The sequence below is a fragment of the Spirosoma harenae genome (assembly GCF_054776975.1).
In genome coordinates this window covers 29,484-44,799 of the sequence record NZ_BAAHBD010000026.1, presented here as the reverse complement: position 1 = coordinate 44,799, position 15,316 = coordinate 29,484, and the positions used below count along the sequence as shown (strand labels likewise).

Genomic DNA, 15,316 nt, shown 5'->3' with positions numbered 1-15,316 from the left:
TATACTAGAATTTACCAGTTCTTTTTTAGTGTTGCTGTTGTTTCGCCGGTTGCCTCTATAGTTTTGTTTGTTGGATATAAGTTGGCTTTCCCATTCCAAACCCGTAGAACAAATAACGGATATACCCCATTGATCATACCTTCCGGGCTAATTTCGGCCCGGAAACCGGTTGTAAACAGGTTCGTAGGTTTAAATCCCGCCCTCTTAATCGATTGCTGGTTTTGTCTGACCGGAAACAAATACGAGCGTTTATCTGAACGAGCTAACAAATAAAGGCCAGAGTCATTTACTCGCTCAGTAGACAATAACGTGCTTTCAATAGCATACCTACCAGCAGTTTTTGTCATTTCCAATTTAACGGGTAGTTCCTGAGTCGGCCCAAAGATAGAGGGTAGTATTGTGTCGTAGAAAGCAGGGGCAAGGGTTGTGTAATGCTTTGATACTGAATCGATACTAATCTCAGGGGTATTGCTATTGTGTGTCCAGTTAAATTGACTGGTTACGAGCCAATGTCTCCACCAGATCGTATCACTCAGATATGTGAAATACGAACTCACCATCAGGCCGACACTGAAAACTAAACCGGCAAGAAAAGTCCATACTCGGGCCGATCCTTTCTGGTGTATAATCACGAAGCAATAAACCAGAGACAATAGTAATAGCGAGTAAATTTTGTATCGACTGGTAATCAGCCCCTGTAACCCAAATCCAACCCGCGACCAGGCCACGATAGCTGCTGTTCCCAGCAAAAAGGTGCTAGCTCCTACAAAGAAATAACTGAATGCCGGAAACCGCTTTTTCACTAGCCCTTTTTCCAATAAATAAACCCAACCCCCACCCAGCAGAACGGTTGCAATACTTCCAATAATCACACATTTTGAAAAGGCAGTTCCCATTGGAAAGGCTTCCGCAGCTGCTCCATTGAAAGCCAGCCAACCCTTTATCAAATCGATAAACGATCCTCTGACAGGGGGATTTCCTTCTGGTTTTTTGTAATCCAGAAAGTACAGTGCAATTTCTATCCCAGCAACAACAACCCAACCGAGTAATGCTTTCCAATTAGATCGTTTTTCAAGAATCCACTGTAGCAATAGTATAGCGAATCCAACAGGCCAAACGAGTAAGCCATTTCCACTCGTCAGTGTAGCCGCCGTCGCCAGCAGAATGGCACCAATAAGATGTTCTGTAAATGACAATAGATAAATCGCGCCAATCACCCACAGCAACACCGTAAAATTTTGCAAGGCAGCCATGCCCCAAAACATATTTTCCCAGTGCGAAAGATTCAGAATCAGGAAGGCAACAGGTGGTAAGTAAATGATTGAATCAGCCAGTGTTGTGGTAAACTGAGTGGATTTCTTCTTTGCCTCTTCTCCAATCGCCTGGCCTAGTGCTAATCCGAAAATCGCGATCAAACCTAGTAAACTCAGATTACCAACAACCATGAGATGTTGATAGCTGAACTTACCAACCAGTGTATAGTCCAACCACGTAACCAAACGATCCAGCACAATTCGATGCTCATTGTGCTGTCGAAAAAATTCGTAAAGCTTACCCGTAATCGAGGGCTCTTTATCCACATTGGCCAGAAAAGCCCTCAACGCATGGTCGTCCCATTTGGGTATATTTACAGCATAAGTTGCCCAAACATACCAGAACACAACGATGGGAATCAACAATAGCAATACTGCCCCAAGTAGCTGAAATAGGCTATAACGGGTCTGTTGTTTCTTTTGAATATCAGATAAGGTTACCAATTGATCTGGCCGAAAACAGATTCGTGAAGAACACTAATTGTTCATAAAAAACGCTAATTGCCGAGCGATATTCGCAGGATCGAGCCCCGACAATTGCTGATGGTATTTCTGATCGCCGTACAAACCGTTTGGATAGCCCTTTGCCGATAAACTTACAAAGTGACTTGGAGCAGCTCCGTCAGCCAGCAGTTTAACGGACAACTGCTGCGCTAATCCACCAATTGATACGTGCTCTTCGACCACCAGCATTGGTTTTCCTGCCCATCGATGCGCCAAATCAGCCGGTAAATCAAGAGGAAGGTTTGTCGCAGTAAACACGTCGAATTGTCCCGTAAGCAATTCATCTTGAAGGGCTGTTAGAACATTTGCAGCTACAGGACCTAGTACGACAACCGTGCCAATGGAGGCTGAACTCCGAACTATGTGCTTAAATGATCCGTATGTTTCAGCGCCATCAGGTGTATTCGGACCAGCCCCCAAACGCAGGTAGGTAGGCCGTCCCTCCGAAACGATCTGATCCAGCATGGTCGGCACTTCGTCAGCGAAGGCTGGTATATACGTATTCACATTCTGCAAACTGCTCAGGCAAGCTAGATCTTCGATAGCATGGTGCGTGCTTCCCATAATTCCATAGCCATAGCCACCGCCATTACCGACCAGAAAAACAGGCATTCTGTGCAGGCAGACGTCATTCCGAAACTGTTCCAGGCACCGATACACCACAAAGGGAGCAATACTATAACAAAACACCTTATAGCCTTTATAGGCCATTCCAGCGGCTACGCCAACCATGTTTTGCTCGGCTACACCTGCATTAATGAAGCGCGGCCCCATTGCTTCGGCCACGTTTTCAAGCGCACTATAACCCAGATCTCCCGTGATGAATATGACTTTCTCGTCTTCCCGCGCGATTCGCTCGACAGCGGCTGAAAATTCTTTACGCATGGCAGAAGTATGCTGTAGGAAATATGCTGTAGAGTATATAGTGGGAAGATGAGAGTATTACATCGTACATTATATATTCTACAGCATACATAAATTTATTTGCTTTTTCGCTGCTCGATCAGAGTACCGATCTCGGCAGCTGTTTTATAAACCCGATCGCCTTTTCGAACCATGGTTCGAATAAATTTCGGGCGTTTTTTAGTCTCCTCAAATATCTTGCTGATATACTCGCCAAGAAACGAAATGCCCAGCAGGTTAATACCACCGAAGAACATTACCAGCACAATAACGGTAGAGAGACCATACGGTGTATTCGGATCGAAGTTAAAAATCCGGGAAAGTATCTGCCAGAGAATACCCAACATCGACAATCCTGTCAACACGAAACCAGCGTAGGTCATTAGTTCGAGCGGAGCAAAGCTGAATGAAAAAATGGCTTTTTTAGCCCACCAGATATTTTTCGTCCAGTTGTTGGTTGACACGCCAAACATACGCTCAGGACGTACGTAATCTACGCCCGTCTGTTTGAAACCGACCCATGCCCGTAATCCACGAAGGAATTGCTCGGTTTCGGGTAACGCTACTAATTCACGCACGACCTTCCGGTCGATCATCGAGAAATCGCCCGCATCGACCGGGATATTGATATATGCTGTTCGCTTAAAGAGCCGGTAAAATTGCTTGTAGAAAAAATGGACATGGGCAGGCATTTCGCGCTGTATCCGAACGCCATACGTAACGTCGAATCCTTGCTGCCATTTTTCATAAAACTTTGGAATGATTTCGGGTGGATCCTGTAGATCACCATCCATCAGCACAACGGCGTCGCCCGTTGAGATTTCCATTCCACTCAAGAAAGCCGATTGCGATCCGAAATTACGCGAATGTTTGATGGCAATCACATTCGGATCTTTAGCGCATATTTCATTCAGCACCTCATCCGAATTGTCGGGTGAATTATCGTTTACGAAAATGATTTCGTACCGAACCTTCATCTCGTTGAACGTTTTCACCAATCGCTCATACATGTACGGAATGGCCTGCGCGTCTTTATAGCAAGCAATAATTGGCGAAATAACAGGATTGAGCGTTGGCGTCTGGAAAGCTGGAATTACCCGATTTTCGTATTGGTTCGCAATCTGCCAGTCAGCGGTTCGGCGTAGGCCATCGCTTAGCGACGTAGTCGCTTTCCAACCTAAATCGGCTTCGGCAGCCGTCGGATCACCGTACCAATCAGCCAAATCCCAGTTACGGTTGGTCATGCTTCCCCAAACGGGCTCTTGTGCCAATCCGAAGGTTTCGCGAGCTACGTCCACTAGCTCTCGCATGGTCGTTTTTTTGCCGGTAGCAATATTGTAAGACCGTCCGCGAATCTCAGGATTGACTTTTAATGCCGCCTGCACAAACGCGTTTACGCAATCGTCGATATAGACAAAATCGCGACTTATATCGGGCGATACGAGTGGCGGCAATTTACCCTTGAGGTTCTCCTCCACCAGTCGGGGAATGAGCCGATCGGGCTCTTCCCATCCGCCATAAATAGAGTATAGGCGTAGGTTGAGCGTATTTAATTGGTGAATCTTGGCGTAAAACTCAAGGGTATAAGCCCCCGACACTTTCGAAACCGCGTAGTGACTATTGGGTTCTACAGGATCCGTTTCCTTGGGGGCAGTACAATTAAAGCCGTATTCTGAACTACTTCCGGCATGGATATACACCATATCGGGCGTGCAGTTTTCAAGAATGTTGACCGTTCCCAGCACGTTTGTTTCATAGGTCAGGCTAACATTTTTCTGTTTGCTGTACGCTCCATAAGCCGCCAGATTAAAGATCGTTCGGGGCTTGATTCGGCCAAAAACGTCCTGAACAGACGTATTCGACAAAATATCGCAGTGAACAATATTTTCGGCTGGAACATCTAACAATTTAAGTCGCCAGGCTTTGGTGGCGTCGTGAGTCAGCGCGTACACATCCTTGCGAACGCGGAAGAGTTGCTCAAACAGGTTAGCGCCGATGAAGCCGCTGGCTCCAAAAACGACGATCGGCCCGTTTAGTCGTGTAATATCCGTAGGTAGCAAATTGGGGACAGACGAATTCATTCAGGCCGCAATATTACGGCAAAAGACGAACATGACCGCTTTAGCAGGCAGTTTTATAGGGAACGGCAACCGGTAAGCTTTAAAATCTAAACAGGCTGGGTCTGCAAATAGCGAGCATTGACATCGCCACAAGCCTGCTTATACTGCGTTTCATTCATGGGCAAATAATGCCATTCGAGTCGGTTTTCCATGTAGGAAACTCCTTTTCCCTTAACGGTTTTAGCAATCACCAGCTTTGGCTTTCCGTTCGGTGTGGCCGTCAATTTATCAACGGTCCTCAGTACGTCTTCAATAGAGTGTCCGTCAACCACAACGGTTTCAAAACCAATAGCATTCCAGGTTTGCACATCCGCTGTATCGCCAAGTACTTCCGCCGTTTGGCCAAAACCCTGCAACCCATTTTTATCGACCAAAACAATGAGATTATCCAGATTGTGCTGAATCGCAAAATGTGCCGCTTCCCAAGTTGTACCTTCGTTGGTTTCGCCATCCGACATCAGGACAAACACCCGCGAATCGTCACCAATTAGTTTACCTGCCTGGGCAATGCCTGCGCCAATTGGCAATCCATGCCCCAGCGATCCCGTCGCAAATGGGATTCCTTTGTGCTGGTTTGGGGCCGGGTGTGCAGGCAGCGAAGTTCCGTTCAGATAATAGGTTGCCAATACCTCGTCAGAAATTTCGCCGAGATGATTCAGGCATACATATAATGCGGCAGCCGCGTGGCCTTTCGAGAGAAGAAACGTATCCTGCTCCCGCTTCCGCAAAACGAGCGTAGCAATCATCAAATCGATACAACTCAGCGAACAGCCAATATGACCGGCATGAGCCTGGTTATACAGACTCAATATTTTTAGCCGTAGCTGGCCTTGAAGCGTTTGTAAATCTATATTTTCTGTTGTCGAAGTCATGGTTGGTTGATGCGTAAAGCTTAATCGCCGTAGCGATAAGTTTTGCCCTGAAAGTCAAAAATAGTGATTTTTTTATCCGAATTCCCCTTCACCAGGACAATTCGGTCGCGCTCGTTCGGGTCTACACGCTGAATGTATTGGGCATCTTTCGGCAGATAGAGATTCACTAATTGCGCGTCGTAAAGCGAAACGGGCGAGAACGTCCGGTCGTTTTTCTCGTTTAAAATAACCCGTTGTTTATTAGGATACAGAATCGTATCGCCCGGTGCATATAGCTCCTTCAATTGCTGAGCCGATGACCAATATGGATTGGCAATTCGGGGCTGACCAAACAGTGTGTATTTTGCAGCTGTGTCGGCATAAATACCCATCAGTAGCTGCACAATAAAGCCAGCCTGTATGAGTAGTACGACGGCAATTGGTAAGCTAAACCACCAGCGTATCTTAGTTAGATGAAGCAATCCCATAGCCACTAAAATACACACATACGGAAACGAAAACCCGGAATAGCGCTGTGTAATTCCGTACGTATGTCCCGAACGCCAGGCCATGAATAACAGAAAAAACGTAGGCACCAAGGCTAACATCAGCAAAAGAAGGACCAATCGTTTCTGCTGTGTGTCGGTTTGTTCGAGAGCGTAACGACTGAGCAGATAGATAAACGGAATGGCAATGGATAAGACTAATAGCCGGATCGGGAGAACCGTATAAAATGGCAAACCAACTAATAAAATCACTGGAATAGCTCCGTACACCCAAACTGGCGGTTTGGGTACGGAAAAATATCGATGCATAACCAGTGTGGCTATTGCTCCTAACCCAAGGGCCAACAGCGAATTCCGGATACCTCCGATTACGGCACTTAATCCATTCGTGACGATAAACAGGTCAGAAAAAACAGGAACGGCCCGAGTAGCTATGTTGGGAATCGTAGCGGGCAGAATGATTCCAAATCCATTATGTAATGGATTCGTCAGGGCCAGACTCCGATAGAAATTCTTTTGCTCCTCCAGAATATAGAAGGTATAAGTACCTCCTCCATATAGAAACCAGAGCGAAATCAGTCCTACGCCAACAATAGCAGTCAGTCCCAAACTGACCCAGGCGCGAATATTTCGCAGATAAAGCAATGCATACAGACCGTGACACAGAAAGACCGTAATGGTCAGGTAGTGCGATAGAATTGCCGTCACAAAGACAGCTCCGTAGGCGAGATAAAGGCCAATTAGTGAACGCGTTGCTTTGCTCGAGTTTGCCTGAACCTTCTCGATAATGATCAGAAAAATATGCGTCGCCAGCAACGTCAGAAAAAAAGACATGGAGTAGTTGCGGGCAATGTGACTATAGGACACAAAAAACGGCTCTATTGTCGCAATGGCAGCGCTGGTCAGAGCAAGCGTATCGATCGATTGCCGTGAAAGCGATCGGCCAAAGCCTGCTGATCGTTGGACAGGCTGAAAATGCCTCCTTACGAAAATGAATAACAGAGCAACAATCAGTGTGCTAAAGATGACGGATGGCATTCGAAGCGACGCATCGCTCAGGCCAAATATGCTCAGCCAAAGCGACAGTATACCATAATACGATGGACTGTTACCGATATCGCCCCGAATATTCGCTTCGATAAAGTCGGAAATAGTTTTGGGTTTCCAGAATTCGGCAGGAGTGAAATACGGTTTACTGAAAACGTCTTTCTGGTTAGCACCTTCCAGACACACGCCCTGACTGATGAGCAGTGTCGATTTTTCGTCGAAATAAATGCCGTATGTACCGACTCGATACAGGCGAAGCCCTAACGCCAGCACCAATAAGGCGCTTAGCAAAAGCAGGGTATTACGTGATAGTGGAACTGACATTGGGGCAAAACTACGCCAAAATCCGGGTTCTCATAGTTTCAGAATCGTGAATTCGACTCGCCGGTTCTGTTTGCGCTTCTCTTCGGTTTCGTTGCTGGCGATGGGTTTACTCGGCCCCCAAGCCTTGGTTTGAATGCGGTTTTCGGTAACGCCTTTGCCTATCAAATACTCTTTCACAACCCGAACCCGATCTTCAGAAAGCTTCATGTTAGGAGCCCAATCGCCCTGATTATCAGTATGCCCTTCAACCAGCAATTCCATAGCCGGATATTTTTCCATCATCGCCACCACCTGATCTAATTCGTTATTGGCGCCGGGCAATAATTCAAACTGGCTTTGCTGAAATAACACATCACGCATGATGATTTTCTGGCCAGTCTCAATTTTCACAACGTACAGATTGCGTCGAATATCACGGAATCGTTTGTCTTTACTTAAGTCAAGTGTTTCCGTGGTGGTGAAGTATCCTTCTTTTCTAGCTTTTAGCGTATATGATTTCTGGGTGGGCAAAATGATCTTATAATCGCCCATTTCGGGGGTATAATCCACCTTGGAAATTTCTTTTGTATCGCCTAATAACCCCGATGCAACTTCAGATGCTACGGGCTTTTTGCTCTGCGAATCCAGTACTTGTCCCGAAACAATGGCAACTGGATCAGGCTTGATAGCGGGATAGAGCTTCAGACGGAAAATATCATCTTCTCCCAGCGACCCCGCCCGTGAACTCAAATAGGCAAAATCTCCCGATGCAGGAATGGTGAAATACCCATCCCATTCATCCGTATTGATCGAAGGACCCAGGTTTTCGGGTTCACTCCAGTTTCCCCAGGAATCATCGAGTCGGCGGCTAACAAAAATATCGCCATTACCATAACCAGGATGGCCTGCTGACGTAAAATAGAGTGTCCGACCGTCGGCCGCTAAAAATGGTGAGCTTTCAAAGTCGGCGGTATTGACAACTCCTCCCAACGAAACTGGCTCTGACCAGGTATTATCCGCTTTTTGCAATGACACATAAAGATCGCGGTTACCCCGTGTATCTTTCCGCTGTACAGCTAATATGATTGCCCGTCCATCCGGAGAAACACAAAACTCCAGTTGATTTTTTTCGTGCAGATTGTAATTATTGGGAATCCGACATTCGACGGGCTGTGACCAGCCTGCTTTGGTTCGTATCGATTTGGAAATTCCAAACGACATTCCGCCATCGGGTCTATAAACATTTATTAGATAAGCGGTTCGCCCATCGGTGGTTAGCCCACTAATTGCATTATCGCCCGCATTGTTGATGGGAGCACCAATATTGACCGCTTCACTCCACCCTGCGGGATTACCATTTGCGGCTGGTTCGAGTGTTGAATACCAAACATCCTGCCGGTCAGAAGCACCGGTATTTGCCTTATTGTAATTGCGGGTGAAATAGAGTGTACGCCCATCGGGAGCGATAACCGGAGCAACTTCCTGCCCAGGCGAATTCACTGTTTTGCCAAGATTTTCCTTTTGGATTTCCTTCGGCGTGTCTTTGGACACATTGAGTCCAACAACGATTGGTTTCGTATCTTCCGAAATACCGATGGCGTCAATCTGATTTAAGCCTTTTAGCGCTGCGCCGTTGATCACAACTTTCAGCTGTGTACACATCCGGGCAGAATCTTTAAGGAAGATGTGCAAAAGTGGATCTTGTCGGGCTTGCATACTAGCCAATTGATAGACCGTGTGTTCAACGCCTTTATCGTCAATCAAAATCACTTTTACGACAGAACCTGGATTCACATTTTCAGCGACCACAATTTGCTGAGCGACGATCGGCTTGGCGAACGCTACCTGAATCCACTCATCCTGAGTGCCATCGGCATAGAAAGGTGCCCAGGCGCAGGGACTCTCTCCTATCTCAGGTACTTTACTGGGTCGTCCTAAAGCCTGGGTAGCTTTATATTGTTCCCCGGTTGGTTCACCTTTTTTTTCTGAAGACACCCCAATAACCCGACTTGCCCACTGAACCGATCCTGATGGGCTATCCGCTTGCCTGGGGGAAATGGTTGTTTGCGCCCGGCCAATTGAACTGGCCATTACAACCAATAAGATTGCCAAACTATGCCAACCTCGCATAATCACTAAAACGATGAGTACTAATAGACTAGTAGTTGATGATAAACGTTGCACCCTGTACGTTAAACGACAGATTTGACCTATAATTTAAACAAAAAATCAATTCGTTAGCACCCGATACTCCCAGGGCTTTAGCGTAACAATTAGTTCAGGTTTCAATTCTACCTGCTGATGACTAAAAATTTCCGTATACATACCCGAATAGCCGTCGCCCATCAGCCGGGCGGTTTGCGGCTGATTGCTTAGATTCAGGACAACCACTACCTTATCATTATCCCGCTGGCGATGAAAGGCGTACACTTTATCATCGTGGTCTGTTTCGATTTTCTCCGCTCTCCCACCAGCCAGACCATTCCAAAGCGCACGGTTTCGGTGTTTAAGGGTAAGCAGCGTCTTGAAAAAATCGCTCTTGCTGTAGTTGCCCCACGAAATGGTATCTTTTTCGGCAAAAGCCAGTCGTTTATTCAGATTCGACTCCATCCCATTATACACCAACGGCATTCCTTCAAGCGTACTACTCAACACAATAAATGCATCAATACCAGGACCAAACGATTCGGCTAACGTACCGCTATTTGTGTTTTCGTCATGGTTTTGGGTGAACAGCATCTGGTAATACCACCCAGGAAATTTAGCCTCGTTAGCTTCACGCACCGAGTCAATTTTATCGGCTGTCCGCTCCCCTTTGGCAACTGCACGCATCATGTTATATAAACTCCAGCTATAGTTCATGTTGAAGCAGTTTTTCAATTGATCCGGACTATCTTCCCATTCGGAGAGCATGAAGACCGTCTTTATTTTATCCAATTGAGGACGTAGTTGAGCCCAAAAGTCGTCGGGAACAAATCCGGCAGTATTGCATCGAAACCCGTCAATATCAGCCTCCTTAACCCAATATTGCATTGCTTCGATCATGCTTTTCCGCATGTCCGGATTAGCGTAATCAAGTCCATACACATCGGGCCATTTCGTTGATTTACCCGTATGCGGATCAATTGGTGCAATCATGGCACCATTCTTTTTAATATACCAGTCAGGATGTTGTTTTACCCAGACATGATCGCGACCCGTATGGCTAGCAACCCAATCCAAAATAACCCGCAATCCTAACGCATGGGCTCGGTTTACGAGGAATTTCAGGTCGGCAACGGTACCGTAGGCAGGGTCTACAGCTTTATAATCAGCAACGGCATATGGGCTTCCCAGCGTACCTTGTTTCGTTTCCTGACTGATTGGATAAATTGGCATCAGCCAGATAATATCTACCCCCATTTCTTTCAGTCGGGGCAACTGAGCTTCAATGGATTTAAAATTACCGGCCGTCGAAAATTGTCGGGTATTCACTTCATAAATCGTTGCATTTTTTGCCCAATCAGGCGAAGGAGGAGCCTTCAGTGCGGTTGTATCCAAAGGCGAACTTTCAGACTGGTTCTGGCGATTATTGCGACAGGCCGTGGTTAAGATCAGCGAACTGACTAGAATGACCAGGAAAACTTTCTTCATAAAGGGATACCGACTGATGCGAATTAAAGGTTACGGAAAGGATTAGGCCATCATCGGCATAGTACTATTTTTCAATTGGCGAATTGCCAGCAACGGGTCACTCGCTTTAAAGACCGAGTTGCCTGCTACAAGTATATCAGCCCCTGCATTCACTAAAGCCTGAGCATTTTTCTCGCTGACTCCACCGTCTATCTCGATCAACGCCGGTAAACCATTGGCGGTCAGTAGCTGCTTCAATTTCGCGACTTTCTTAAGCGTGTGTGGAATAAAGGATTGTCCACCAAAACCGGGGTTGACAGACATGATTAAAATGACATCAATTTGTTCCAGGACGTCTTCAAGGCCGCTAACAGGTGTATGTGGATTCAGCGCAACTCCTGCCCGGCACCCCACTTCGCGGATGCTTGTCAGCGTTCGATGCAGATGGGTACAGGCTTCGTAATGAACATGAATAACGGAAGCTCCGCCTTTCGCAAACTGGTCAATATACCGCTCAGGCTGGGTAATCATCAGATGTACGTCCAGCGATTTCTGGCAGTATTTATGAGCAACTTCCAGAAGGGGAAAACCAAAGGAAATATTTGGAACAAACAAACCGTCCATGACATCAAAATGCAGGTAGTCGGCTTCACTTCGGTTTATTAGATCCAGTTCCGTTTGCAGATTTGCGAAATCGGCAGCTAACAATGAAGGCGCTATCAAGGGTTGATTCATGGATATCGGCGGTCCAGATCGGTCAATCGATTGAAAACGAATGACTGATTTTAAGGTTCGTACTTTATTCTCTTTTTTTTATCCTGTAAAACTAACTTTTTTTGCTTGAACGAGGAAACAAACCCAATATTGCCAGTTAGTCATCGGTCAATAGTCTTTACCCAGAGAGGCTAACGCGTGTGAACTTTTGACTGACGACTACCGACTAAACGTTTATTTTATGAACCCTCAGGAACGGATTACCGAATTAACGAATCAATTAAATTACTATAATCATCAGTATTATCAGAATAGTATTTCCGAAGTGGACGACTTCACCTTCGACCAACTATTGACAGAATTAACGGCGCTTGAAAAGCAATATCCTGAATTTCGGCAGGTCGATTCTCCAACAACCCGTGTTGGTGGAACGATAAGCAAGGAGTTTGCCACTGTTTATCACCGCTTTCCCATGTTATCGCTCGGGAATACCTACTCCGAAGCTGACTTAATTGAATTTGACAAACGAGTTCAGAAAGGCTTAAACGGCCAAGCTTATGAGTACGTTTGTGAGCTCAAATTCGACGGAGTTGCGCTGAGTATGACCTACGAAAACGGCGTACTGGTTCAGGGGGCAACCCGTGGAGACGGCGTTCGTGGAGATGATATTACAGCCAATATTCGAACGATTCGTACGGTGCCTTTGCGGGTGGATGGTGGGCAGAGAGCAGAGAGCAAGGGGCAGCAGGAAATAACTGAACAAAAAGGACCTTCAGGGCAATTAGCACTCACATTTGACAACGCACCCTCTGCCCAAAACTCCATGCCCCATGCTCAAATTCCCCCCGCCCTGTTCGAAGTACGCGGGGAAGGATTTTTGCCCCTTGCTGAATTCGATCGAATCAATAAAGAGCGCGAAGATATTGGCGAACCGTTGCTGGCCAATCCAAGGAATGCGGCTTCAGGAACCTTTAAACAACAAGATTCGGGAGCCGTAGCGAAACGTCGGCTCGACTGTTATATCTACTCTTTTTTGTCCGATACCAACGTCTTTCAGACGCACGAAGAAAGTCTTATCGCCATGAAGGACTGGGGATTCAACGTATCGCCGACCTGGCAAAAATGCGCTGATATTCGAGAGGTAATGGAATACATCAACCAATGGGAAGAGAAACGTTTTACATTACCCCTTGGAACCGATGGAATCGTCATCAAAGTGAACCGATACGATCAACAACGTGAACTCGGTTTCACGGCCAAAAGCCCTCGATGGGCTATAGCATTTAAATATAAAGCCTTGGCGGCCACTACAGTACTGAAAGGTATCCGGTACCAGGTTGGTCGCACGGGAGCCGTTACGCCTGTTGCTTTACTTACTCCCGTACTTCTGGCCGGAACCACTGTAAAACGAGCTTCGCTCCATAATGCTAACGAGATTGAGCGATTGGGTGTTACTATAAACGATACTGTGTTTGTTGAGAAAGGGGGCGAAATTATTCCAAAAATTACGGGTGTAGATCTAACCCGACGAACCGATCAAAGTCAGCCAATAGTATACCCATCCACCTGTCCGGCCTGCGGAACTCCTTTGATCCGTAAGGAAGGCGAAGCCAATTTTTATTGTCCGAACGAACGAGGCTGCCCTCCTCAGCGACAAACTCGGTTTGAGCACTTTATTCAACGTCGGGCTATGAATATCGAAAGTCTTGGGGAAGGTAAAATTGAATTATTAATTGATCGTGGCCTTGTCCAAACACCTGCCGATTTTTATGATCTAACGTTTGACCAGTTATTGGGTATAGAAAAAACGTTTGTTGAGGAAGAGACTGGCAAAAAACGAGTTGTTAGCTTCCGCGAGAAAACCGTTGAAAATATACTAACCGCGATCGAACGGTCGAAAGCTCAGCCATTTGCCAATGTATTATTTGCGCTGGGAATCCGCTACGTAGGAGCCACTACCGCCGAGAAACTCGTCGATTATTTCGGTTCTATGAACGCAATCATGAACGCGAGTCAGGAAGAGCTACTGGCTGTACCCGATACGGGACCACGAATTGCCGAAAGCGTTGTCCAATGGTTTGCCGACGACTACAATCGCGCTTTTGTCGAGCGATTACGGGCAGCCGGGCTTCAGTTTGCTGGTGAGAAAAAAGTGGTTGAACAGGAAGGCGATACATTAGCCGGAAAAACATTCCTCTACACCGGTACATTCGCAAATTTTAGTCGGGAAGAGCTTGAAAATCGAATTGCGGCCAACGGTGGTAAGCTGCTGAGTGGTATTTCGAAAAAACTAAACTATTTAATTGTCGGTGAAAATGCCGGACCATCGAAAGTCGAAAAAGCACAAAAACTAAATGTGCCCATGATTAGCGAAGATGAGTTCCTGGCGATGCTGGAGGTGTAGAAGAACACACCGGCATACTTTGTTCCTAAAGACTTCTCGGCCAAGTCTGTCAACTGAGTTTGAAATTCCTGTAACTTTGCAGCCTTTACATTCCTGTTTCCAGAATGGATACTAAATTCCACGGCGTTGGCGTCGCTATTGTGACCCCTTTTAATGCCGACCAATTAATTGATTTCGACGGCTTTGGCCGCATCGTTCGGCACGTCTCTGATGGCGGTGTCCGATACATTGTCCTGCAGGGCACCACAGGCGAATCGCCAACCGTGACAAAACAGGAAAAAGCTCAGTTGCTGCAATACCTCAAGGAAAACAATCCGAAGAAATTACCTATCGTATATGGTGTAGGGGGAAACGTTACCTCCGATGTTGTATCGGGCATGAAGTCGATTGATTTTGAGGGGGTAGATGCCATTCTTTCGGTTTGCCCTTACTATAATAAACCAGGTAAACGTGGTGTAATTGAACACTTTACTCGTGTTGCGGATGCCAGTCCTGTCCCTGTCATTCTGTATAATATTCCGTTTCGGACAGGCATTAATATGTCGGCCGAAACCATTTGTGAGTTAGCTCAACATCCGAATATTATTGGCGTGAAAGAGGCTTCCTGTGTGATTGAGCAGTGTATGGAAATTGCCCGCGATAAACCAGATGATTTCCTACTCATTTCAGGCGATGATGTTCAGGGCGTGCCGATCATCAGCATTGGTGGCGTAGGCGTTATGTCGGTGATTGCCAATGCTTTCCCTGCGAAATTCTGTGGTTTGATAGAAGCAGCACTTCAGGGAAATTTCGCGTTTGCTCAGAAAGAACTAGGTCATTTCTTACGCATTGATCCTCTACTTTACGAAGAAGGAAATCCAGTTGGTGTAAAAAATATTCTGGAAATTCTCGGGCTTATCTCAGCTGAGGTACGATTACCACTTATGAAAGCGTCTGATGATCTGAGTGATCGTCAACGAGCTGTACTTCAGCGCGATGGCTTGCTGGAACTGGTCGCCTAGCAGACAATAGACTTGTAAACTAAAAGCCGGTCCTGACA

The 15,316-nt window shown here is 46.4% G+C and carries 10 protein-coding genes; 2 read left to right on the top strand and 8 right to left on the bottom strand.

The window, feature by feature from the left end; translation table 11 throughout:
• Positions 1-11 precede the first annotated feature (11 nt).
• The 8 genes from ACYVE4_RS24515 to rpe form a co-directional block, all read right to left on the bottom strand.
• Positions 12-1,757 carry a hypothetical protein gene (locus ACYVE4_RS24515; protein ID WP_461042908.1) on the bottom strand — a complete coding sequence of 582 codons (1,746 nt, stop codon included), beginning with the start codon at positions 1,755-1,757 and terminating at the stop codon, positions 12-14.
• 33 nt (positions 1,758-1,790) lie between these two features.
• The gene (locus tag ACYVE4_RS24510; RefSeq protein ID WP_461042907.1) at positions 1,791-2,702 is read right to left on the bottom strand and encodes a transketolase family protein; all 912 of its coding nucleotides are present in this window, start codon (positions 2,700-2,702) and stop codon (positions 1,791-1,793) included.
• A gap of 95 nt (positions 2,703-2,797) precedes the next feature.
• Complete coding sequence (locus ACYVE4_RS24505) at positions 2,798-4,801, bottom strand: NAD-dependent epimerase/dehydratase family protein (protein WP_461042906.1); 2,004 nt, start codon at positions 4,799-4,801, stop codon at positions 2,798-2,800.
• Positions 4,802-4,887: 86 nt separating this feature from the next.
• Positions 4,888-5,712, bottom strand: a complete 825-nt coding sequence (locus tag ACYVE4_RS24500) for a transketolase (protein ID WP_461042905.1) — start codon at positions 5,710-5,712, stop codon at positions 4,888-4,890.
• Positions 5,713-5,732: 20 nt separating this feature from the next.
• Positions 5,733-7,568 carry a glycosyltransferase family 39 protein gene (locus ACYVE4_RS24495; protein ID WP_461042904.1) on the bottom strand — a complete coding sequence of 612 codons (1,836 nt, stop codon included), beginning with the start codon at positions 7,566-7,568 and terminating at the stop codon, positions 5,733-5,735.
• 30 nt (positions 7,569-7,598) lie between these two features.
• On the bottom strand, positions 7,599-9,638 hold the full coding sequence (locus tag ACYVE4_RS24490; protein ID WP_461042903.1) for an OmpA family protein: 2,040 nt from the start codon (positions 9,636-9,638) through the stop codon (positions 7,599-7,601).
• 138 nt (positions 9,639-9,776) lie between these two features.
• Positions 9,777-11,180: an alpha-amylase family glycosyl hydrolase gene (locus ACYVE4_RS24485; protein ID WP_461042902.1), complete on the bottom strand. Its 1,404-nt coding sequence runs from the start codon at positions 11,178-11,180 to the stop codon at positions 9,777-9,779.
• A 42-nt stretch (positions 11,181-11,222) separates the two neighbouring features.
• Positions 11,223-11,894, bottom strand: a complete 672-nt coding sequence (gene rpe / locus ACYVE4_RS24480; protein WP_461042901.1) for a ribulose-phosphate 3-epimerase — start codon at positions 11,892-11,894, stop codon at positions 11,223-11,225.
• Between the two features lie 220 nt (positions 11,895-12,114).
• Between rpe and ligA the strand changes: the two genes are divergently transcribed.
• Together ligA and dapA are read left to right on the top strand one after the other, a co-directional pair.
• Positions 12,115-14,277, top strand: a complete 2,163-nt coding sequence (gene ligA / locus ACYVE4_RS24475) for an NAD-dependent DNA ligase LigA (protein WP_461042900.1) — start codon at positions 12,115-12,117, stop codon at positions 14,275-14,277.
• A 104-nt stretch (positions 14,278-14,381) separates the two neighbouring features.
• Positions 14,382-15,278 (top strand): 4-hydroxy-tetrahydrodipicolinate synthase, encoded by an 897-nt coding sequence (dapA, locus tag ACYVE4_RS24470; RefSeq protein WP_461042899.1) that lies wholly within the window; start codon positions 14,382-14,384, stop codon positions 15,276-15,278.
• Positions 15,279-15,316 lie beyond the last annotated feature (38 nt).